Source organism: Pelagicoccus albus (assembly GCF_014230145.1).
In the GTDB taxonomy this organism is placed as follows: domain Bacteria; phylum Verrucomicrobiota; class Verrucomicrobiia; order Opitutales; family Opitutaceae; genus Pelagicoccus; species Pelagicoccus albus.
Map to the genome: position 1 here is coordinate 112,261 of NZ_JACHVC010000012.1, position 21,738 is coordinate 133,998.

Below are 21,738 nucleotides of genomic sequence, written 5' to 3' on the forward strand. Positions count from 1 at the left end.
CACTACCCCATGAGAAAGATCGACCCCAGCGAAACGTTTCTTCAGGAAGCCGAGGAACTTCTGCTCGTCATAGAGGGAAGTGCCTTGGATTTGGCTAACGACGATAGCGACGAAGAAGCGATCAACCAGCTATTCCGAGCCTTTCACACCCTCAAAGGCTCAAGCGCCATGTTCGGCTTCGATAAGGTTTCCGGTTTCACCCATCACGTTGAATTCATTCTCGAGGAGGCGCGCGACGGCAAACTCAAGCTTAGCGATGAGTTGATTAATTTGATACTGGAATCAAAAGACCAAATAAAAGGCCTTCTAGAGGGCGAGGAATCGGAGGCCTGCAAACGTATTGTCGATCGGCTAAGAGCGATTCAAGGAAGCCCAGAGGACACCGCATCACCCGAAAATCTGGACAATGTCCCAACAGCAGCGAAAGCAGAACTAACCACCTACAGGATTGTTTTCAAACCATCGCCAGACATAGCTCTCAGTGGCCAAGACCCCGCTCACCTCCTCGAGGACCTCAGGGGACTTGGCGAATGTAATATTCAATCGGATACAGATAGCATTCCACCAATTGAAGAGATCACACCCGACATTTGCTACCTAGCTTGGACGATAGAGCTAACGACCGAGGTAGACGAGAACGCGATTCGAGATGTCTTTATTTTCGTAGAAGATGAAAGCCAGATTTCGATAGAAAAACTCGAGTCAAAAAATGTGCCCACCCCCCAAGATGAGTCGCCTGAAGAAAAAGCTGAGACAATCTCAGCAAAGAAACACTCCAGCCACCCACAATCCACAGTACGCGTACCATCCGAGAAACTGGATCGCCTAGTAAATTTAGTGGGAGAATTGGTGATGAACCAATCCCGGCTCACTCAAGTCGCAAGTTCCATAGAATCCAGTGAACTAGGAGTTCCGGTTGAGGAGATAGAGCGACTCGTATCCGAACTTCGTGACAGCGTTTTGGGAATTCGCATGATGCCCATCGGATCCACCTTCAATCGCTTTCGTCGCCTAGTACATGACCTATCCTGCGAGCTCGGTAAAAAGATAGACCTGACCACTGAGGGAGAGGAAACTGAGCTCGATAAGACCGTTTTGGACCAGTTAGGAGATCCACTCGTTCACCTAATCAGAAACAGTATCGACCATGGCATCGAATCTCCCGCGGAGCGAGTCGCCAACGGCAAAGAAGACACGGGAAACATCCGACTCGCCGCAACACACGAGGGAGCTCACGTCGTAGTGACGATCGAAGACGACGGTCACGGAATCGACGAAGAACGCGTCCTGGAAAAAGCCCGCGAGCGAGGCTTGATTAACAACGACTCAAACCTTTCTAAAACAGAAATCTTCGACCTTATTTTCCAACCTGGTTTTTCGACTGCGAAAGACCTTACCAACGTATCCGGTCGAGGAGTGGGAATGGATGTCGTCAAACGGCAACTAGAAGGACTCGGGGGCTCGATAAAGATTACCAGCAATCAAGGTAAAGGTACCCGAATCGATCTGACTCTACCGCTTACCTTGGCCATTATCGACGGACTCCTCGTGGAGGTAGACGGGGATCGATTAATCATTCCCATGTCTGCGGTGACAGAGAATGTAGAGATAACGCCAACGGAACGTGCTGCGGATAATGGCCGAAACATCGTCAATGTGCGCGGAGAGCAGGTTCCTTACATTCGCCTGAGAAATCTCTTCAACAGACCCGAAAACGGACCGGCTATCGAAAAGGTAGTCATCGCCAATCACGAACGCCAAAGGATCGGCTTTGTCGTGGATCGAGTCCTCGGCAGTCACCAAACAGTAATCCAATCGCTGGGTAAATTGTATGATGATATCGAAGTCGTATCCGGTTCCACTATCATGGGGGACGGTAGCGTCGCCCTGATCGTAGATGTAGCCGGCATCATACGGTACGACACGAAAACTTTTCGTCCGGAACAATCGCGAAGACCAAGTCCGGATCAGCCACACCCCGACCAGCTCCTCCACAACTAGAGGAAGCTAGAAAAACAAACGTACCAGGAACCCATGAGTATCGAATCAAAAGAACCCACTCAGTACATCACCTTTAAGCTGGGGGACGAAATCTTCGCGATCAACGTTTCCCAAGTCAGAGAGGTACTGGACCTAACAAAAATAACCCGCGTCCCCACTGCCCCGCCCTATATGAGAGGCGTGGTAAACGTCCGAGGAGCCGCTATCCCAGTCGTCGACCTCAGGCTCAAATTCGGGCTCCCGCAAGCCGAGAATACCGTCAATAGCCGCATCCTCGTTCTAGAGTTAGAGCTCGATGGAGAGACCTGCGTCCTAGGCGGCATCGCCGACAGCGTGCACGAAGTCATCGAACTTGAGGAAGACCAAGTCAAAGCGCCTCCATCCATCGCCATGCGCTGGAGGAGTGAGTTCATCCGCGGCATGGGCAAGCGAGACGAGCAATTCATCATTCTGCTCGATATCGACGCAGTCTTCGCCTGCGACGAGGCCATTATAGCTGATGCCGCCAAGGAAGCCCGTCAACTGGCCTCCGCCACGGAGTAGCACTCTCACCACACCTCTAAAGAAAACAATATCTCCCCCCATTAACAATGAGCTTAAAAGATAAAATAAACGACCTCCCGATCGGCAAAAAGATCGGATACGGATTCGCCAGCGTGATGCTAGTCTTCATCGCGACCGGCGGGTATTCGATTCTCAACATGAGAAGCAATGCCACCGAATCCAAGCACCTCGCAGAAGAATTCGTTCCCGAACTCAACCTCTCAATCGCTCTTAGCGCTGAAATGGCAGAGGCAAACCTCAATACCCGAAGCTACGCCACCACCGGCAAGCCCGAATACCTCAAGCTCGCATATGAATCTATCTCAAAGCTAGAGGAAACGCTTGAGGAAACCGAGGAGCTCGCCGCTAGGGCCACGCAACTTCAGAAGCTAAAGAAGAGCATCACCGAAGCTCCCCAGCTACTCAAAGAATTCGAGGACGGACTTGAGGGTATAGACAAGGCAAATGCAGAGTTGGATAAATACTACAACACTGCTGCTGGTGACGGAAAAATCGCTACACAAGGCATAAACGATATTATAGATGGCCAATACGCCAAAATGAATGCCGAACTGGAGAAAGGTGCTCCAACTTCCTCCCTACAAGAACGCCAATTCAAAATCTCAGAATTCAACAATATTCGCCTTCTGTTTCTAGGAGCGCGCATGGAGAATCTTCGTTCCATGGCTTTGGATGATGCGTCGATACTCGAACGTTCCTTGAACAATTTCGAGCGAATCGGACACATCGTTTCAGAAATCAGACCATTGCTAAGAGTCCAAGCCGATATTGATGAGCTCGAGAAAATCTCTTCGGCGTTCGACAACTACAACAAGACACTAATCAAGCAGGCCGAAAGTATGGAAGCCTTGAGCGAAGCGATACTCATGTGCTCCGAAGCAAGCGAAGCCTTTGAAGAATTCGCTGTCAGCCTGAGCGCAGCAGCGAAAGAGGAAGTCGCGACCACTTCATCCCACGCAGCGGCTCAACTATCGATGACCTCTATCTTCGCCCTGGTAGGCATCATAGCCTCCATCGCAATCGGAATTTTCGTATCAATTGGTATCACTCGCTTGGTTACAGTCCCCCTTTCTCTCGCTATGGAGTTAGTGAACAAAGTTTCCGAGGGCGACCTCACTCACTCCGCCGATGTTCGCTCTGACGACGAAATCGGACGAATGGTTCACTCCCTCAACAACATGGTTATCTCCATCCGCAAGGTCGTGGGAGAAGTCACGGTGGCCGCCGACAATGTAGCATCAGGAAGCGAAGAACTCAGCTCCTCCGCAGAAGAACTCTCCCAAGGCGCAGCAGAGCAAGCATCCTCTACCGAAGAGACAACTTCCTCCATGGAACAGATGACCTCTTCCATCCAGCAAAATTCGGACAACGCTCGCCAGACCGATCAGATCGCCTCCAAGGCAGCGGAAGACGCCGAGCGGAGCGGCCAATCCGTTAATCAGACAGTCGCCTCCATGCGTAACATCGCCGAGAAGATCTCCATCATTGAAGAGATCTCCCGAAAGACCGACCTACTCGCCCTCAACGCAGCCGTGGAAGCGGCTCGAGCAGGCGAACATGGCAAGGGCTTCGCTGTAGTTGCCAGCGAAGTACGCAAGCTGGCCGAACGCAGCCAGACCGCCGCGGCGGAGATCAGCAAGATCACCGGAGATGGGGTGGAAGTTGCGGAACAGGCGGGACAAATGCTCGCCGCCTTGGTGCCCGATATTCGTCGCACCGCTGAGCTAGTGCAGGAGATCAACGCCTCCAGCGCAGAACAGGCAACCGGAGCAAATCAGGTTAACAAAGCAATCCAGCAGCTCGACCAAGTCACACAGCAGAACTCCACTGCGTCTGAAGAAATGGCATCGACCGCTGAGGAACTCTCCAGCCAAGCTGAGCAGCTCCAATCCTCCATTGCCTTCTTCAGAGTAGATGAAAGTTCGAGCACTGGAAATATCGCCCAACGCAAGCCTCAACGGAAAAGCTCAGGCGCAGTAAACCGGGTCACCTCGGCAGGCGGATCAGCAAGGCATAAAGGGCTCGATTTAGCCCTGAACCGATCTGCATCGCCTAGAGGAGCTTCGATCTCATTAGAGGATAAGGGAGCGGACAATCTAGACTCCGACTTCCAGCCGTACTGATAAAACAGATACACAATATTTATCAGCAAGAATTCTCAGTGGGTTCTGAACGATAAAACGATTTCCGCGGTCCGGTTCGCCATTGGCTGGCCGGGCTGCGCATTAATCCAAGCTTGCACCCGCCATGAGGCTAACAAACGCAACAAGAGAAGGCCTATCTTCCTCGAGTTTCCAAACCTTTGCTGAGGTAATTCAGCGAGAACTAGGCATCAAAATGCCTAGCGGAAAAGTAAACATGCTGCGAAGTCGTCTCCAAAGACGCCTCCGTCAACTCGGGCTCGATTCCTTCGAGGAATACGAAGAGCTTCTTTTGGATTCCCCACAAGCGACCGAAGAGTTCGTACATTTCACCGATGCAGTCACGACGAACAAGACGGAGTTTTTTCGGGAATCTGCCCACTTCGATTACCTGACCGAAAACTGTTTGCCCGAACTGGACCGAAACAGAAACATCCCATGGCATTTTAAGCTGTGGTGCGCAGGCTGCTCATCAGGAGAGGAACCCTACTCCTTATCGATGGTGCTGAACGAATACGCTAGTTTCAGGCCCGGGTTCGATCATTCGATCCTTGGCACGGATATTTCCAGTCAGGTCCTAGAGAACTCGAAACGAGCGATCTACCATCACGACCGCATCGGACCAATCCCTGAGAATTTCCGAAAGAAATATCTACTACGCGGCAAGGATACATCCTTAGGTCTTTTTCGGATCGCCCCAAATGCGAGGACCAAGGTCTCGTTCAGTAGCCTAAACTTCATGAGAGACAGCTATCCGATCAGGGAAACGTTCGACATTGTCTTTTTCAGAAACGTCCTGATCTACTTCGACCGTCCCACGCAAGAGGCCGTAGTGAACAAAATTTGCGAGCACTTAAGGCCAGGCGGATATTTGTTCATCAGCCATTCCGAATCGCTCAACGGCCTAGACGTACCGCTTAACCTAGTCGGTTCATCTGTATTCAAAAAATGGTAAGCGTCCCTTCTTCGAACATGACCTCACCTCGTAAAATTCGCGTCCTCATAGTGGACGACTCCGCATCAGTCCGGCAAATACTGTCGACCATCCTATCCACAGATTCGGAGATCGAAGTGATGGCCACTGCCTCCGATCCCTACATCGCTGTCGAGCGAATCAAGAAGGAAGTCCCCGACGTCATCTTACTAGACATAGAAATGCCTCGCATGGATGGGCTTACCTTTCTGGACCGCATAATGAGCCAGCACCCTATTCCGGTCATCATTTGCTCCAGTCTTACTGACTCTGGCTCTCAATCCGCACTCGCTGCTCTCGAAAAGGGAGCAGTAGAGATCATCTGCAAACCGAAAGTCGGCACCAGGCAGTTTTTCGAGGAGTCATCCATACAGATATGCGATGCAGTCAAATCAGCGAGCCGCGCCGGAACGAAGAGGCGTCCCTCCCTCCCAGCCACAAACGGAATCCGTCCGATCCAGCCCAAGCTCACTGCTGACGCTGTGATCGAAAGAGGCAACTCCAAGGCCATGATCGAAACCACGGAGAAAATCATCGCTGTTGGCGCTTCGACAGGAGGGACCGAAGCGCTCAGGGTCTTCCTGCAATCGTTTCCCGCCGACTGCCCTGGCATCGTTGTCGTCCAGCACATGCCAGAGAAATTTACCGCCAGCTTCGCTGAGCGACTAGACTCCATCTGCTCCATCAACGTCAGGGAGGCAAAGGATGGCGACTCCGTCCTTCGTGGCCAAGCCCTCATAGCCCCCGGAAACAAGCACCTTTTACTAAAGCGAAGCGGAGCTCGCTACTATGTGGAGGTTCGGAACGGTCCACTCGTCAGCAGGCATCGCCCCTCCGTGGACGTGCTTTTCCGTTCCGCAGCTCGTTACGCCGGAAGAAATGCCGTCGGCGTTATCATGACGGGAATGGGCGACGACGGAGCTCGCGGCATGCTTGAGATGCATGAAGCAGGATCCTTCAATCTCGCCCAAGATCAGGCAAGTTGCGTCGTTTTCGGCATGCCCAAAGAGGCCATCGAGCACGGGGGCGTGAATAAAGTGGTCGGACTCGACCAGCTAGCTCGCGAAGTGACTCTCGCCTCCCGGAACTGAACTACCGGGCAAAACTTGTCCAAATAATCATTGGCGTCTCGGATCCCTTTGCCGATCATCGACGCCACTATGAACGAACCGGACACCAAAGGAGTCGATTACCTCAGCAGCGCCCTTTCAAATCAGCTGAATACCCAAACGGAATCCCTCCTTAGACCTCCGTCGTTCGACGAATTCGTCGGCCAATCCAAGACTGTCGAACGCCTCAAGATCATGGCCGGAGCGGCCAAAAAGCGTGGCGAAGCTCTCAACCATATCTTGTTATCCGGCCCTCCTGGCCTGGGGAAGACATCCCTCTCTTTCATCCTCGGAGCGGAGATGGGTCGCAACGTCCGCATCACTTCCGGTCCAGTGGTAGAAAAGGCGGGCGACCTTGCCGGCATGCTTACCAATCTCGAAGAGGGAGATATCCTCTTCATAGACGAAATCCATCGGATTCCCAAAACGGTCGAAGAGTATCTCTACTCAGCGATGGAGGACTACTGTATCGACATCATGATCGACCAGGGCCCCAACGCCCGCTCCGTCAGGCTCAACATCCCACGCTTTACCTTAGTCGGAGCGACCACCCGAAACGGTCTGCTTACTGCCCCGCTGCGCTCGCGCTTCACTCTGCAAACACGACTCGATTACTACGGCCCCGAAGACCTTCTAAAAATAGTTACCCGCACCTGCCATTTGCTCAACGTTCCGGTGGAACGGGACGGCGGACTGGAAATTGCTCGGCGAGCACGCGGCACTCCACGAATCGCCAACAATCTGGTTAATTTCGTTCGCGACTACGCGGAAGAAAAGGGTAACGGCACCATCACCAAAGCGAGCGCTCAAGCTGCTCTCGAATTACTCGAGATCGACGCCCTCGGCCTAGACGAAATGGACAAGCGGATCCTGCGAGTCATGGCCACCACTTACAAGGGGCGGCCCGTCGGACTAGCGACTTTAGCGGTAGCGGTCGGCGAAGAAAGCCACACGCTGGAAGAGGTTCACGAGCCTTTTCTGATTCAAAGCGGACTGGTCCAACGCACCGCCCAAGGCCGAATCATCACCCCCGACGGCCTCGCCGCCATCGGCCTTGAAGCCGCCACCAGCTGAGACTCTGCCCAGCAAAAAGCCCGTTCCCCTGTCTAGGGAAACGGGCTATAAAATGTAATTTTTAAACCGATACGTTACGCGAGAGCTGCCTTGATGCGCGCCATCGCTTCTTCGATCTTTGCCCGGGAGTTGAAGGCGCTGATACGGATGTGACCTTCACCACAAGTCCCGAAGCCGGCCCCTGGGGTACAAACCACGCCTGCTTCATTCAGAAGTAGGTCAAAGAAATCCCAGCTTGGACGCTTCGCGTTGATCCAAATGTAAGGGGAGTCTTCGCCTCCGACACAGTCGAATCCGAGCTCACGCATCGACTTGAGCACGATCTTAGCATTGTCCAAATAGAAGTCGGTTAGAGCCTTAACTTGAGTCGCGCCCTCTTCCGAGTACACCGCTTCGGCTGCCTTCTGAACAGGATAAGAAACGCCGTTGAACTTGGTGCAATGGCGACGGTTCCAGAGTGCATGCACGCTGTGCTCCTTGCCGGAAGCGTCTTGAGCCTTCAAGGCCTTAGGAACGACTGTGTAAGCGCAACGGGTACCGGTGAATCCTGCGTTCTTTGAGAAGCTGCGGAATTCGATCGCCACGTCGCGAGCTCCTTCGATCTCGTAGATGCTCTGCGGAAGTGATTCGTCGCGGATGAATGCGACGTAAGCCGCATCGTAAAGGATGATTGCTTCGCACTCGCGAGCGTAATCGACCCAAGCCTTCAACTGTTCCCGAGTCGCGGTTGCGCCTGTCGGATTGTTTGGGAAGCAAAGATAGATGAGGTCTACCTTTTCATCAGGGATCGAAGGCACGTATCCATTTTCTGGAGTTGAGTCTAGATAAACAAAACCTTCGTAACGTCCATCGACATTGTTGCCAGTGCGGCCCGCCATGACGTTGGTGTCCACGTAAACAGGGTAGACTGGATCCGGTACCGCAATCTTGATTTCGCTGCCAAAGATTTCCTGGATGTTACCACTGTCGCACTTGGCACCGTCGCTCACGAAAATCTCGCTCGCATCCACATCTGCTCCGCGGGCTTGGTAATCGTTTTTGGCGATCGCTTCCCGCAAGAAAGCATAGCCTTGTTCAGGACCGTAACCGTGGAATGCCTCCCGTGTGCCTTGGTCATCAATGGCTTTGTGGAATGCTTTCTGACAAGCTTCCGGGAGAGGCTCAGTCACGTCGCCAATACCGAGGCGGATGATTGGCTTTTCAGGATTCGCCTCCTGATAGGCAGACACGCGCTTAGCGATGTCGGAGAAGAGATAGGAAGCTTTGAGCTTCAGGTAATTTTCGTTGATGCGGATCATGATTGGAAAAGTAGAGGCGCCATCACAATGAAGCCTCCAAACTAGTCAACAAAGGAGCGTTTCTAGACTTCGCTGGGAGTGGAAGAGCTGCTAGCGACGCTCGATCATTTCTTCGATCGGGAAACGTACTTTCGGCAGCGTGCCATACTTGTCCCCTTCCCCACGGTAACCGAGTGGACAAGCAACCACAGTCGCATAGCCGGTCCCTTCCAAACCGAGAATCTTGTCGTAAGCATCCGGCTGGATTCCTTCCATCGGGCAAGCGTCGACTCCCAAAAGAGCTGCCACCATCATCAATTGCCCCAGGGCGATGTAGACTTGGTTTCTTGCCCAGCCGTCAACGATCTTGGACTCGCTGGCCCGATCAATGAAGCCGCCGGCGATCTGCTCGTACCCGGCAAGACTCTCCACAGTCGATCCGCGAACCTCGGCCGTACGCCTGATAAAGTCTCCCACATCCTCACGGCTGTATCCGACCTTTGCCGTGAAGACAACCAGATGCGAACAATCGCGAACCTGCTCTTGATTCCATGAAGCTGGCGTCAATTGGCTTTTGAGCTCCGGGTCTTCGACCACGAGGAATTTCCAGGGTTGCAAGCCGAAGGAAGAAGGAGTCAGCACGAGGCTTTCCTCGATGGCCTTCATCGTCTCCGCCGGGATCTTGCCGGCCGGGTCGAAGACTTTAGTGGCGTAGCGCCAGTTCAATTGTTCTAGGAGGTCTTTTGCTTCAATCGTTGCCATCTTGGTCTAATGCTAAAGTTGATGCTCTCAATGAACGCTGAGCCATCGCCGCTGACTGCGGAGAGGAAAGCCCAGCGGTATTACTTTTCGTCTTCCAAAGGCATGGAAGGTACATCGATCTCTTCGTCTTCCGTGGCGATGTAGTGACACCCGTGGCTCGTTGGGTTCAGGGTAGCCGCGTGGACCACAAGCTGAGCCGCCTTCACCGCGTTACGAAGCTCGACCAAAGAACGAGTCAGCCGTGCTCCCGCGTAGAAACTGCTAATCTCCTCGTCAAGTTGACCGAGAATCCTGCGAGCTCTCTTCAAGCGACGAGGCGAACGAATGAGGCCGACATAATTCCACATTGTGTCTTTGATGAGATGCATGTCTTGGCGAATGAGTACTTCATCCGCTGCGCGCGACGGGCTGATCCATTCTTTGACATCGGGTAGATGGAAGGATTCCTCACCAATATCCCGAGCATCCGCCTGAGCAGTCAGTTTGGCGGAAACGAGGCATTCGAGCAAGGAGGTGCTGGCGAGGCGGTTGGCCCCATGCAGTCCCGTGCAAGCGGTCTCTCCGATCGCATTGAGATTGAGAACCGAAGAACGACCAGCCATATCGGTGTAAACACCTCCGCAGGTATAATGCGCCGCCGGAGCAACCGGGATGGGCTCTGTCCCAATGTCTACTCCGCAAGCAAGAGCCCTCTCGTAAATCGAAGGAAAGCGATCACGAATAAACTCCGGCTTCTTGCTGGATAGATCGATGTACACACAGTTTTCGCCAGAGGCGATTAGCTCCCGATGAATGGCTCGCGCTACGATGTCACGCGGAGCAAGCGACTTCATAGGATGCTGCGTATCCATAAAAGCACTCCCATTTCCGTCCACGAGAACGCCGCCTTCGCCACGTACCGCTTCCGAAACGAGAAACAGCGGGCAGTTCTTTTTCAGGAAAACCGTAGGGTGAAATTGGACATACTCCAAGTCGATGATACGAGCTCCAACTCTCATGGCCATGGCAACGCCATGCCCCACTACTCCGGGTTGGTTTGTCGTATTGCGGAAAACTTGGCCAAGACCACCTGTCGCGAGAATCGTCTTTTTAGCGATGATTGCTTTCACCTCGCCGCTTAACGTATCCAAAACATAAGCGCCAACACAGGTGATGGGCTTGTATTTATCGATTGGATGCACCGAATTGTGCGAAAGGGTGAGCAAGTCTACCGCGACATGGTTTTCGAGAATATTTAGCTTATCAAGGCCGCGAACATAATCGTGGAAGCTGTTAAGGATTGCCCGGCCGGTGACGTCTTTTGCAAAGATGATACGCTTGTCGCTGTGCCCCCCTTCGCGAGTGAATTGCAATTCCCCCTTCTCTCCTCGGTCGAATGGTACGTGCAACTGATCCAGCAAGAGGTCCTGCACGGCAGCTTGTCCTTCAACGACCAAAGAATGCACCGCTTCCGGGTTCGCCGTGTTGTCAGAGGCGACCATAATGTCCTTCTCCAACTGCTCCGGGTGATAAGAGGTATCAAAAATGATACCGCCTTGCGCCCACTTGCTATTCGCTCCCGTCGACAACTCATCCGCGCAGATCATCGTAACCGACAATCCTTGCGAAACAGCATGGTGCGCGTAAGCGCTTCCGGCGAGCCCAGCGCCGATGACGAGACAATCAGTTCGAATCGTTTCCACTCAGGTACTTACCCAAAAATTAAAGAGGAGCTAGCAACCCTTGCCCGGCGCATGAGCGGTCCCTTCCGCAATCTCAAACATGCGATCAATTGAGCCGAGAGCTTTTAAGCGAAGCTCCTCATCGAGCTCAATGATTTGCTCTGGCCTAGGTTCGAGCAATACGTCGCGTATCTTCTCCAGAGAATTCATCTTCATGTACGGACAAAGCTTACACCCGGAGATAAAGCGTTTCTCAGGGGCTTCGACTTCAATTCGTTCCACCAGTCCGCACTCGGTTAACATCATGAAATACGGAGCTTGCGTGGCCTTCACGTATTGCATCATTCCGCCAGTGCTGCCCACGTAGTCGCTGCGCTCCGTGATGTTCAAAGTACACTCCGGATGCGAAACGACCTTGAGTCCGGGGAATTTGGAACGGGCCTCTGCAATTGTCTCCGGATCAAAATTGTCGTGTACGATGCAAGTGCCATCGGAAGAAACGATCTCCTTTTCGATACCCATCTTCTTCATCTCCACCCGAATATTCTCGGCCATGAGACGATCCGGCACAAATAGGACCTGCTTCTGCGGAAGCGAAGCGACGATCTTATAGACGTTGCTTGAGGTCACGCATACATCGCACTCGGCCTTAACTTCCGCGGTGCTGTTTATGTAGCAAACAACAGCAGCCTCAGGATAAAGTTTTTTCAACTCGCGCAGCTGCTCGCCAGTCAACGAGTCCGCTAAAGAACATCCCGATGCTCGATCGGGTACGACAACCTGAGCTTGAGGCGAGAGGATTTTGGCCGTCTCCGCCATGAAGACCACACCCGAAAATACAATGGTTTCCGCTGCCGCCTCTTTCGCTTTGAGGCTAAGCATATAGGAATCTCCAGAATAGTCAGCCACACCGTAGATGATTTCCGGCTCGACATACGAATGGGCAAGCAGGACCGCGCCCTTCTCTTTTTTGAGCTCGTTGATCTCAAGGGTCAGCGGAGCGATTTCTCGGCAAGCGTCCAAATTCCAAGAACGACTGGCTTCGCACTCCACGTGCATAAGCTTGGCGAGGAGACGCTCTGCCTCCGCTTCGACTTGGTCTTCCGAATAGTTTCTTTTGTCTGCTGAGCTAACCATGATCAAAACTCGGTGGGAGTTAAAACCACTAAACTTGATCGTTTACCCGCAGAAAGGGAAGCATTTGCTGCAAATCGCCCTCTCACTGGATTCGAACGCAAAAAAACGCTCCCGGCTAAGGAAACGTTTTTTTAAAGGAGTGGTACCCAGGGAGGGATTGATTCGCTGCGCTCAGGGCTACGCCCCGAACCTCCGGTTCGCCCATCTCCGCTTCGCTCCGTCGAACCCGAGGGTTCAAGTCCCTCGCTACCGCCGAACGCAAAAAAACGCTCCCCGGTATGGAAACGTTTTTTTTAAAGGAGTGGTACCCAGGGAGGGACTCGAACCCTCACTTCCGAAGAAAGCGGATTTTGAATCCGCCGCGTCTACCAATTCCGCCACCTGGGCATCTTTCGATGAAACTGCCGCCAAAAAACTAGCTGCAAGTGAGATCGGCTGTTGTGCCACGAGCGTGAATCGATGCAAGCCCAATTTGGAGAGACATCGAGGAAGCGCGCTTTTTTGATTCGGTCTCCATGGAATCGACAGGAAGTCACCCGAAACTCGGCGAGTGATTCAAGCTTCAGCCAACCGAAATCCCTTATCCGAAAAAATACTGAGATACTTTTGAACGGCTAACCCAAAACACCGTCTACCCAAGAGGACATATAAGGGTTTGTTCAATTTAGTATCTAGTTTGTAGTTTGATAAGTCGAAAGGGGCCCCGCAGAAGCGGGGCCCCTTTTCGTTGCCCGCCTCCAAGGCAGCAATTCAGGCGATTCCAGAAAAATTAGAAATCGGCCCAATTTCTTTTGAACGTTTCGCCAACCAACGCGCCTATCCCAGGCATAGGTAGTTTTGAATTTTTAGTATCTAGTTTGTAGTTTGATAAGTCGAAAGGGGCTCCGCAGAAGCGGGGCCCCTTTTCGTTGCCCGCCTCCAAGGCAACAATTCAGGCAATTCCGAAAAATTAGAATTCGGCCCAATTTCTTTTGAACGTTTCGCCCACCAACGCGCCTATCCAAAACATAGGTAGTTTTGAATTTTTAGTATCTAGTTTGTAGTTTGATAAGTCGAAAGGGGCTCCGCAGAAGCGGGGCCCCTTTTCGTTGCCGCTTCCAAGGCAGCAATTCAGGCAATTCCGAAAAAATAGAATTCGGCCCAATTTCTTTTGAACGTTTCGCCCACCAGCGCGCCTATCCAAAGCATAGGTAGTTTTAAATTTTAGTATCTAGTTTGTAGTTTGATAAGTCGAAAGGGGCTCCGCAAAGGCGGGGCCCTTTTTCGTTTTCGGTTCAATCCTCAACTAGCTCCCTCATGCGACAAATTTGCTGATAGAGAGCAAAATCTTTTGAACGTTTCACCGACCAACGCGCCTATCCAAAGCATAGGTAGTTTTAAATTTTTAGTATCTGGTTTGTAGTTTGATAAGTTATTAAGGGCTCCGCTAAGGCGGGGCCCTTTTCTGTTTGATATCGCGACTGCCAATCGGCTTTGCTCTCAAACATGTCAGACTTTCGCTGCTACTGCGATAACCTCCCCCTTGCAGAAGGAGATCAAATCGAGCTCAGTCCCGAAGAATCCAACCACCTGATCGCCGCTAACCGAGCCCGCGTGGGAGATCTTGTCAGGGCCTTCGATGGACAAGGGATTGAAGCGGATTGCCGAGTCGAGATAGCCAACAAACGCAGGGCAATCCTAAGCCTTTCCGCGCGTTACCAAATCAAGCGACCTCCCTACGAAATCGCCCTCGCCCAAGCCCTTCTCAAGGGAAAGCTACTCGATAACATCATCCGCAAAGCGACCGAGATCGGAGCTCAAAGAATTTTCCCGGTAGCCACCGAACGCACAGAATCGAAAATCGGCTCCGAGAAGGCAGACTCTAAAAACGCAAAATGGACCAACGCCACCCTGGAAGGAGCCAAACAAAGTGGAAATCCTTTCCTAGCCGAAATTGAATCCGTCCTCCCCTTCAAGGACTTGTTGAAAGCGGCCGAACCCTACGACCTGAAACTCATCGCCTCACTCGAGACGGATGCGATGTCACTTAAAAAACACCTCGAAACATTCCAGCCGAAACGGGATGGCGAGCGACCTCGCTCCGCGATTTGGCTAATCGGTCCCGAGGGCGATTTCTCACCTCAAGAATACGAAGCTGCCAGAAATGCAGGTTTCCTTCCCACCACTCTCGGACCCCATGTGATGCGCAGCGAAACCGCCGCAGCCCACGCTCTCAGCATCACGCTCTACGAACTGAGCTGAGTAAGTGGATAGGGATATTGAGCTCGATGAGGAGCTCGCCTACCAAGTCATTAATCCACCCGCGAAGGTGAATCCTGCTCCCACCGAGCAGAAGATAATCTTGTCGCCATCTTCGAAAATACCTTCTTCCGCTGCCCAGCCTAGGGCCATGGAAACCGATGCGGCCGAAGTATTTCCGTACTTGTTGATGGTGACCACGAACTTCTCGTAGGGAATTCCCACCCGCTTGCTTACGGCACGAAGGATACGAGCATTGGCTTGGTGGGGAACAATCCAAGATACGTCCTCTGGAGTCAGCCCATGCCGCTCCAACGCGCTTTCGATGATGTTCGAAAACGACAGTACGGCCCTCTTGAATACAACTCCGCCATCCATGGTCAGATAGAAAGAATCCAAATCTTCTCCGGGCTTCGGAATCGGGCAGAGAGCCCCGCCTCCCACACGGGAAATAGCATCCGTGAATCGAGCGTCGCCACTTAGTTCCAAACGATGGAGGCGATGACCGCCCTCACCACTCGTCAAAATCGCCGCTCCAGCGCCGTCGCCAAAAAGGAAAGCAGTCTCGTGATCCTTTGGATTGGTGATGCGAGAGAGGATTTCCGCGGTAACGACCAAGATGTTTTTCGCGGTCCCGCCATAAATCAAGCTACGCCCTACTTCCAAAGCGTATAGCCAACCTGAACAGGCAGCATTCAAGTCAAAGGCCAGAGCCTGCTCGATACCCAGCTCCTTGGCCAATATGCTCGCGGCTCCAGGGACCGGCTGGTCGGGCAACAAGGTTGCTACCACTACTGCATCGATATCGGAGACCTCGAGTCCCGCCATCTCCAGAGCTTTGCGGGTCGCGGAACTCGCTAGGCTCGTGGCGGACTCTCCTTCGGAAATTACATAACGCTGCTGGATACCGGTGACCTTGACGATCTCCTCCTCGGTCTTGCCCGGGAATTGCTTCAGAATCTCGGCGTTGGAACGGACGTTTTTCGGTACCGCGTATCCGATTCCCGCAACGCACGCCGTTTGCTTCGATCCCGATCCAGCCGGAGCATCCACCGCTGCCGGAGTCTCAACTACAGCTGGCTGAGCTTCGCTAACCGAATCTACGTAACGTTCCAAATCGTCACCAGTCACTCTTCCCCCGGGACCCGTTCCCAAAATATCGGTGATCGATTCCGGATTTAGACCGCGCTCCACGGCGAGTTTCTTCGCTCTCGGTGTCCAGCGAACTCCATTGGCCTTGGCAACTGCTGGAGCGGTAGCCACGACTGGTTCCATGCCCAGCTCGGGAGCCAAGGGCTCGACCACTTCGACTTCGGGCTTCGGCTTAGCAGCTTGAGGCTCTGCGTCCCCATCCACTTTCAAATGACTTACGGCCGTATCGCTGGTTTCGATCCGGACGAAAGGATGCCCAACTTCCAAGATATCCCCCGCTCTGCAATGGATTTTCTTGATCGTCCCATCACAAGGGGATTCGAAATCGAAGACCGACTTGTCGCTCTCCAATTCCGCTAGCTTCTCGCCTTTGGCGATTTCCTGCCCTGCTTCGACTTCTAGGTCGATCAAGGTCATTTCGTTAACCGTTGCTCCCATAGAAGGGATCGGTACATCGATTTGAAAGCTCATGGCTTAGGGCGAAAAAAATTCAGATTGGGAGTGTTGGGACCTAGCACCGATTAACGGTTCTCAGCCCGATTGATTGCAGCTTCCACGAAAGCTTTGAAAAGCGGGTGCGCCTTATTTGGCTTGGAGAGGAACTCTGGGTGAGATTGTACGGCGAGAAACCAAGGATGTTCCTTAAGTTCCACCATCTCAACTAGATTTCTCTTGGGGTTTACTCCACTGACAACCAGTCCGGCCTCTTCAAGTTGGCCGACGAACTCGTTGTTGACCTCGTAGCGATGGCGATGGCGTTCCCGAACACTTTCCTCCCCGTAGGCATCAAAAGCGTGAGTGCCCTTCTTTACGCGGCATTCGTAAGATCCGAGCCGCATGGACCCGCCCTTATCTACCACCTGCTTCTGCTCTTCCATCAATGTGATGACTGGGCTCGCGGTCTTCGGGTCGAATTCCAAACTGTTCGCATCGCTCAGCCCCAGAACGTTTCGAGCATACTCGATCACCGCAATCTGCAAACCAAGGCAAAGGCCGAAATAAGGAATTCCCTTTTCGCGAGCGTAGCGCACAGCTTCGATTTTCCCTTCCGTACCTCGATCGCCAAATCCGCCTGGAACCAAAATGCCGTGAAGCGATTTTAGAGTCTCGCGACCTTCGCGGGTTTCGAGCGATTCGGCATCGATTCGCTTGATGGTAACCGCTGCATCGTTCGCAATCCCGGCGTGGGTGATCGATTCGTAAACCGATTTGTAAGCGTCTTGCAGCTCGATGTACTTGCCTACGACTCCGATGGTTACCCGCTTGGAAGGAGACTTAATGCGACGAACGATATCAGTCCAAATGCTCTCCTTCGGCTGAGGAGCATCGAGCCGAAGAAAATCGACTACGAGATCGTCCAGATGTTCGCGGCGGAGCATGACGGGCAATTCGTAAATCGAATCGTCTACGTCGATCTCCTCGATAACAGCCTTCACCGGCACGTTACAGAAAAGGCTCATTTTCTCGCGTAGTTCGGCGTCGATCGGATGCTCGGTACGGCAAACTAGGATGTCTGGCTGGATACCGATTTCACGCATCTTCGCCACGCTCTGCTGGGTTGGCTTGGTCTTGAGCTCTCCCGCTGCTGCCAAAAACGGGAGCAAGGTACAATGGATGAAAAGAACATTGTCGCGCCCCGCCTCGAGAGCGAATTGACGCATAGCCTCCAAGAAAGGAAGCCCTTCGATATCGCCCACGGTGCCGCCAATTTCGGTTATCAAGATATCGACATCCTCGCTGGCCGCCTGGATGCGTTGCTTAATCTCGTTGGTCACGTGAGGGATGACCTGCACCGTCTTGCCCAAGTACTCGCCTCGGCGTTCCTTCTGGATGACCGACTCGTAAATCTGGCCAGAGGTGAGGTTGTTGAATTGGCTCAGCTTTCCGGAAGTGAAGCGCTCGTAGTGGCCGAGGTCCAAATCGGTCTCCGCTCCGTCATCCAAGACGTATACTTCGCCGTGTTGGAACGGGTTCATCGTTCCCGGATCGACATTAAGGTAAGGGTCGAATTTCTGAATTCTTACCGTGCAGCCGCGCTCCTCGAGCAGGGCGCCCAGAGATGCGGCCGTCAAGCCCTTGCCCAAGGACGAAACGACTCCGCCCGTCACGAAAATATACTTCTTTGCCTTACTGTTTTCCACGTTGGCTGCCATGAGAATTAGATAAAATTGAGGAGGTCAAACTACAACGCGCTATGGAGATAAAATGATCCAACCCGCGAAGAGCACGATAGCTAGCAGGGCGGCGGTCACCAAAATAGCCATGCTGGCTCGGATAACCTTCCACAAGATCCAGCCCAGTCCGAGACCCACAATAACTAGACAAGTTGTGACTAGCCACTTGGGGTAGACCTCATAGAGGGCTTGGATTTCATCTATTAGCTGCGCCATGGGGGTCGACTCTAGGTTAGCCCTATCTCACGCATCAACTCCCAATTCCACCGCTTTGCATTTTTGCCTAAAAGCTGGCGTTAAATACCGTGCAAGCGCCTTGCGAGTTAAGACGTTGCCAAGCGGCGAGCTTCACTCCACAACCCCACTTCGATGGCAAAAAAATACAATGTGTACGGGATGGGCAACGCGCTCGTCGACATCGTGACCGAAGTCGATGACGGCTTTTTCGCAGCAAACGAAATTGAAAAAGGCTTAATGACCTTGGTCGACGAAACGCGTCAGACCGCCTTACTCACTGCCATCGATCTTGAAAACGCGGATAAGCAATGCGGCGGCTCTGCAGCCAATACAGTTATCGGAGCTGCCCAGTTCGGGGCTCGATCCTTTTATAGCTGCAAAGTGGCCAACGACGAGTTGGGAAGATTTTACCTTACCGATCTAATCGCCAACGGAGCCGATACCAATCTTAAGGAAGACGCCTTGCCCGAAGGAATCACTGGAAAGTGCCTCGTCATGACCACCGCAGATGCCGAGCGTACCATGAATACCTTCCTGGGAGTCACCGCCGACTACTCGGAAAACGAAATCGACGAAGCGGCACTCGCCGATTCGGAATACCTTTACATCGAGGGGTATCTGATCACCTCGACAAACGGGGTCGCAGCCATGAAAGCAGCTAAAGCCTTCGCCGAAGAATCGGGGGTAAAGGTCGCCCTCACATTCTCGGATCCTGCCATGGTCAAATACTTCGGCGAGCCGATGAAAGAAGTTGTTGGCGACGGCGTGGACCTTCTCTTCTGCAACGAAGAGGAAGCGATGCTATTCACCGGCACCGAGAGCATACCCGAAGCGGTTGAAGCCTTGAAAACATCCGCCAAAAACTTCGCCCTCACCCTAGGCCCGAAAGGCGCTCTCGTCTGGGACGGCGCTGCGCTCATCGAAATCGCTCCCGTTCCCACCAAAGCGGTGGATACGAACGGAGCGGGCGATTTGTTTGCGGGAGCCTTCCTGTACGGAATCACCAGTGGCCTCAGCCACCAAGAGGCGGGAGATTTGGCAAGCCGAGCCTCCTCCGCCGTCGTCGGAAAATTCGGACCGCGGTTAAGCATGGAGCAGGCAAAGGCCTTGATCTAGCTCTTGCTATTCAGGACCGCGAAGCCAACTGACTTCCAGTTACATGAAAACCGTCGCCGTCATAGGAGCAGGTGCAGCCGGCTACTTCGCAGCGATCAACGTGGCGGAGGGCGATCCTTCAGCCAAGGTGGACCTCTACGAGTCTACTCGCCGGACCCTGACCAAAGTTTCCATATCAGGCGGCGGGCGCTGCAATGCGACCCATCATTGCTTCGACCCTCGTGAACTCGTTACCTTTTACCCGCGAGGGGGCAAAGAGCTGCGAGGCCCCTTTCATCAATGGCAGCCTCAAGACACCATCTCTTGGTTTGCGTCTAGAGGAGTGGAGCTAAAGACAGAGGCAGACGGTCGCATGTTTCCGGTGACGGACAATTCGCAAACCATCATCGACTGCTTGACGAAATCCGCCGAAACCGCCGGTGTCACCCTTCATCTCAAGTCGGGAGTTACCGACCTGACCGACCTCGACGATGGTGGGTTCGAGCTAACGATCGGAGACGGTCAAAAAGTGCAGGCCGATCACGTCTTGATCGCCACCGGCGGCGGACAGAAAAACGTAGGACACACACTCGCAGCAAACCTAGGCCATACCATCACCGACCTAGCCCCCTCGCTTTTCACCTTCCACATCGAGCATCCCCTCCTCGCAGACCTGCAAGGCCTCTCGCTACCGGCGGTACAAGTCAGTCATAGACCTTCCAAACTCAGCCAGACCGGACCCATCGTTTTTACCCATTGGGGACTTAGCGGACCCGGGATGCTAAAACTCTCCGCCTGGGGAGCCCGCGTATTCAGCAAGCTAGACTACCGTTGCGAGCTTAGCCTGAATTGGACCGGCGGGACGAAACCGGAAGAGATCCGTCAGCTTCTGGAGAATACAAAACGAAGCGAAGCCCGAAAATCGATGATCAGCTTGAATCCTTTCGATTTTCCACGGCGATTCTGGGAACGACTGCTAGAATACGTTGCCATCCCCAGCGATTGCCAGTGGGCCCAGTTATCTAAAAAAGGTCTCCATCAACTGGTGGAAACGATATCGAACACCACTCTGCAGACTCACGGCAAAAGCATGAACAAGGACGAATTCGTTACCTGCGGCGGGATAAAGCTAAAGGAAGTCGATTTCAAAACCATGCAAAGCCGACTCGTCACTAACCTACACTTCGCGGGAGAGGTGCTTGATATCGACGGAGTCACCGGCGGCTTCAATTTCCAAGCAGCCTGGACCACCGCGAAAATCGCCGCAGAGGCAATTTCAAAAAAATAGGAACGTTCTGTGTTTTCACGAGTCCCCCCGCCCAGCTAGTTCCTTCTTTTCAATTGATTTAGCCATTCTTACCCACATTTTAAAAGCTTATGAAAAACCCAACCACGATCCTAACTCTTGCTCTCACAGGAATCCTCGCCCTTTCCGGCTGTTCTAAAAAAGACGAAGTCACTGAGGCAGACGTCCAAGCCGCAGCCGCCGAAGTGAAGGCTTCCGCAGCAGCCGCACAAGCCGAGTCAGAAAAGAAAATGGAGGACAAGCTCGCCGCTGGCCTCGCTTCCATCAAGGAAGAGTCCGATAACAAACTGGCTGCCGCCCAAGAGCAGATGGACAGCAAGCTCGCCGAGGAAAAGGCAGCCATGGAAGAAAAGATGGCTGATGAAAAAGCTGAGATGGAAGCCAAACTCGAAGAAGAGAAAGCCGCCCTTAAAGCTGAAATGGAAGAAAAGCTAGCCGCTGAAACTGAAAGCCTCAAAAAGCAGTTCGCTTCCAATGCTTCCGCTCTGCAAAGCCAGTACGACTCTCTCAAGTCCAAGTACGACAGCATCAAGGATAGCCTTCCAGAAGACGTCGTATCAGCCGTTTCCGCCAAGCTCCCAGAATTGTCCAGCAGCATTGGAAATCTGCAGAGCCTGGCATCGAAGTTCAGCCCCTCGACTCTCGAGCAAATCGAAGAATTCAAGACCAAGTATCAGAGCGAGCTTACCACCGCAAAGAGCCTAGCGGACGAAATCCTCAAGCTAGTTGGTAAAGGTTCCGTAGAGAGCCTGCTTCCTAAGCTCTAAACGATCCAGCTGGTTCAAAGCACTTTATTCGCGAAGGCCGCCTGACTAGGCGGCCTTCTTCTTTTTTGCT

At 52.9% G+C, this 21,738-nt stretch carries 17 protein-coding genes and 1 tRNA gene; 10 read left to right on the top strand and 8 right to left on the bottom strand.

Translation table 11 applies throughout. The features are described from left to right. Positions 1-9: 9 nt before the first annotated feature. From H5P27_RS10290 to ruvB, 6 genes are all read left to right on the top strand, one after another. Entirely contained in the window at positions 10-2,001 is a 1,992-nt protein-coding gene (locus H5P27_RS10290; protein ID WP_185660306.1) for a chemotaxis protein CheA, read from the top strand. A gap of 33 nt (positions 2,002-2,034) precedes the next feature. Beyond that, positions 2,035-2,544, top strand: a complete 510-nt coding sequence (locus tag H5P27_RS10295) for a chemotaxis protein CheW (protein WP_185660307.1) — start codon at positions 2,035-2,037, stop codon at positions 2,542-2,544. A 47-nt stretch (positions 2,545-2,591) separates the two neighbouring features. After that, complete coding sequence (locus H5P27_RS10300; protein ID WP_221774676.1) at positions 2,592-4,688, top strand: methyl-accepting chemotaxis protein; 2,097 nt, start codon at positions 2,592-2,594, stop codon at positions 4,686-4,688. A 124-nt stretch (positions 4,689-4,812) separates the two neighbouring features. Then, on the top strand, positions 4,813-5,661 hold the full coding sequence (locus H5P27_RS10305; protein WP_185660308.1) for a CheR family methyltransferase: 849 nt from the start codon (positions 4,813-4,815) through the stop codon (positions 5,659-5,661). A gap of 17 nt (positions 5,662-5,678) precedes the next feature. Next, a complete protein-coding gene (locus H5P27_RS10310; protein ID WP_185660309.1) occupies positions 5,679-6,770 on the top strand; it encodes a protein-glutamate methylesterase/protein-glutamine glutaminase in 1,092 nt (363 codons plus the stop codon). 69 nt (positions 6,771-6,839) lie between these two features. Then, positions 6,840-7,862 carry a Holliday junction branch migration DNA helicase RuvB gene (gene ruvB, locus H5P27_RS10315; protein WP_185660310.1) on the top strand — a complete coding sequence of 341 codons (1,023 nt, stop codon included), beginning with the start codon at positions 6,840-6,842 and terminating at the stop codon, positions 7,860-7,862. A gap of 74 nt (positions 7,863-7,936) precedes the next feature. On the opposite strand, the gene H5P27_RS10320 is transcribed toward ruvB, so the two are convergent. The 5 genes from H5P27_RS10320 to H5P27_RS10340 form a co-directional block, all read right to left on the bottom strand. Continuing rightward, positions 7,937-9,160: an LL-diaminopimelate aminotransferase gene (locus H5P27_RS10320; RefSeq protein ID WP_185660311.1), complete on the bottom strand. Its 1,224-nt coding sequence runs from the start codon at positions 9,158-9,160 to the stop codon at positions 7,937-7,939. Between the two features lie 90 nt (positions 9,161-9,250). Further along, positions 9,251-9,901, bottom strand: a complete 651-nt coding sequence (locus tag H5P27_RS10325) for an NAD(P)H-dependent oxidoreductase (protein WP_185660312.1) — start codon at positions 9,899-9,901, stop codon at positions 9,251-9,253. Between the two features lie 80 nt (positions 9,902-9,981). Next, the gene (locus H5P27_RS10330) at positions 9,982-11,583 is read right to left on the bottom strand and encodes an FAD-dependent oxidoreductase (protein WP_185660313.1); all 1,602 of its coding nucleotides are present in this window, start codon (positions 11,581-11,583) and stop codon (positions 9,982-9,984) included. A 30-nt stretch (positions 11,584-11,613) separates the two neighbouring features. Further along, entirely contained in the window at positions 11,614-12,699 is a 1,086-nt protein-coding gene (gene nadA / locus H5P27_RS10335; protein ID WP_185660314.1) for a quinolinate synthase NadA, read from the bottom strand. Positions 12,700-13,001: 302 nt separating this feature from the next. After that, positions 13,002-13,086, bottom strand: a tRNA-Leu gene (locus tag H5P27_RS10340). 1,098 nt (positions 13,087-14,184) lie between these two features. On the opposite strand from H5P27_RS10340, the gene H5P27_RS10345 reads away from it, so the two are divergent. Then, on the top strand, positions 14,185-14,940 hold the full coding sequence (locus H5P27_RS10345) for an RsmE family RNA methyltransferase (protein WP_185660315.1): 756 nt from the start codon (positions 14,185-14,187) through the stop codon (positions 14,938-14,940). A 39-nt stretch (positions 14,941-14,979) separates the two neighbouring features. Here H5P27_RS10345 and H5P27_RS10350 read toward each other — a convergent pair whose 3' ends face one another. Genes H5P27_RS10350 through H5P27_RS10360 form a run of 3 tightly spaced genes read right to left on the bottom strand, consistent with a single transcriptional unit; the run spans position 14,980 to position 18,479 of the window. Beyond that, a complete protein-coding gene (locus H5P27_RS10350) occupies positions 14,980-16,560 on the bottom strand; it encodes a beta-ketoacyl-ACP synthase 3 (RefSeq protein ID WP_185660316.1) in 1,581 nt (526 codons plus the stop codon). Between the two features lie 50 nt (positions 16,561-16,610). Further along, a complete protein-coding gene (gene pyrG, locus H5P27_RS10355) occupies positions 16,611-18,242 on the bottom strand; it encodes a CTP synthase (protein WP_185660317.1) in 1,632 nt (543 codons plus the stop codon). 39 nt (positions 18,243-18,281) lie between these two features. Then, positions 18,282-18,479, bottom strand: a complete 198-nt coding sequence (locus H5P27_RS10360; RefSeq protein WP_185660318.1) for a hypothetical protein — start codon at positions 18,477-18,479, stop codon at positions 18,282-18,284. A 153-nt stretch (positions 18,480-18,632) separates the two neighbouring features. Between H5P27_RS10360 and H5P27_RS10365 the strand changes: the two genes are divergently transcribed. The 3 genes from H5P27_RS10365 (at position 18,633) to H5P27_RS10375 (ending at position 21,668) form a co-directional block, all read left to right on the top strand. Then, the gene (locus H5P27_RS10365; RefSeq protein WP_185660319.1) at positions 18,633-19,616 is read left to right on the top strand and encodes an adenosine kinase; all 984 of its coding nucleotides are present in this window, start codon (positions 18,633-18,635) and stop codon (positions 19,614-19,616) included. 43 nt (positions 19,617-19,659) lie between these two features. Then, positions 19,660-20,883 (top strand): BaiN/RdsA family NAD(P)/FAD-dependent oxidoreductase, encoded by a 1,224-nt coding sequence (locus H5P27_RS10370; RefSeq protein ID WP_185660320.1) that lies wholly within the window; start codon positions 19,660-19,662, stop codon positions 20,881-20,883. An 89-nt stretch (positions 20,884-20,972) separates the two neighbouring features. Next, on the top strand, positions 20,973-21,668 hold the full coding sequence (locus H5P27_RS10375) for a hypothetical protein (protein WP_185660321.1): 696 nt from the start codon (positions 20,973-20,975) through the stop codon (positions 21,666-21,668). Positions 21,669-21,738 lie beyond the last annotated feature (70 nt).

Excerpts from the sequence above, each read along its gene's own strand:
- pyrG (WP_185660317.1), bottom strand. The coding sequence starts at position 18,242 with ATGGCAGCCAACGTGGAAAACAGTAAGGCAAAGAAGTATATTTTCGTG.
- H5P27_RS10325 (WP_185660312.1), bottom strand. The coding sequence starts at position 9,901 with ATGGCAACGATTGAAGCAAAAGACCTCCTAGAACAATTGAACTGGCGC.
- H5P27_RS10310 (WP_185660309.1), top strand. The coding sequence starts at position 5,679 with ATGACCTCACCTCGTAAAATTCGCGTCCTCATAGTGGACGACTCCGCA.
- ruvB (WP_185660310.1), top strand. The coding sequence starts at position 6,840 with ATGAACGAACCGGACACCAAAGGAGTCGATTACCTCAGCAGCGCCCTT.
- H5P27_RS10345 (WP_185660315.1), top strand. The coding sequence starts at position 14,185 with ATGTCAGACTTTCGCTGCTACTGCGATAACCTCCCCCTTGCAGAAGGA.
- H5P27_RS10300 (WP_221774676.1), top strand. The coding sequence starts at position 2,592 with ATGAGCTTAAAAGATAAAATAAACGACCTCCCGATCGGCAAAAAGATC.
- H5P27_RS10305 (WP_185660308.1), top strand. The coding sequence starts at position 4,813 with ATGAGGCTAACAAACGCAACAAGAGAAGGCCTATCTTCCTCGAGTTTC.
- H5P27_RS10360 (WP_185660318.1), bottom strand. The coding sequence starts at position 18,479 with ATGGCGCAGCTAATAGATGAAATCCAAGCCCTCTATGAGGTCTACCCC.
- H5P27_RS10295 (WP_185660307.1), top strand. The coding sequence starts at position 2,035 with ATGAGTATCGAATCAAAAGAACCCACTCAGTACATCACCTTTAAGCTG.
- H5P27_RS10350 (WP_185660316.1), bottom strand. The coding sequence starts at position 16,560 with ATGAGCTTTCAAATCGATGTACCGATCCCTTCTATGGGAGCAACGGTT.
- nadA (WP_185660314.1), bottom strand. The coding sequence starts at position 12,699 with ATGGTTAGCTCAGCAGACAAAAGAAACTATTCGGAAGACCAAGTCGAA.
- H5P27_RS10320 (WP_185660311.1), bottom strand. The coding sequence starts at position 9,160 with ATGATCCGCATCAACGAAAATTACCTGAAGCTCAAAGCTTCCTATCTC.
- H5P27_RS10290 (WP_185660306.1), top strand. The coding sequence starts at position 10 with ATGAGAAAGATCGACCCCAGCGAAACGTTTCTTCAGGAAGCCGAGGAA.
- H5P27_RS10365 (WP_185660319.1), top strand. The coding sequence starts at position 18,633 with ATGGCAAAAAAATACAATGTGTACGGGATGGGCAACGCGCTCGTCGAC.
- H5P27_RS10375 (WP_185660321.1), top strand. The coding sequence starts at position 20,973 with ATGAAAAACCCAACCACGATCCTAACTCTTGCTCTCACAGGAATCCTC.
- H5P27_RS10370 (WP_185660320.1), top strand. The coding sequence starts at position 19,660 with ATGAAAACCGTCGCCGTCATAGGAGCAGGTGCAGCCGGCTACTTCGCA.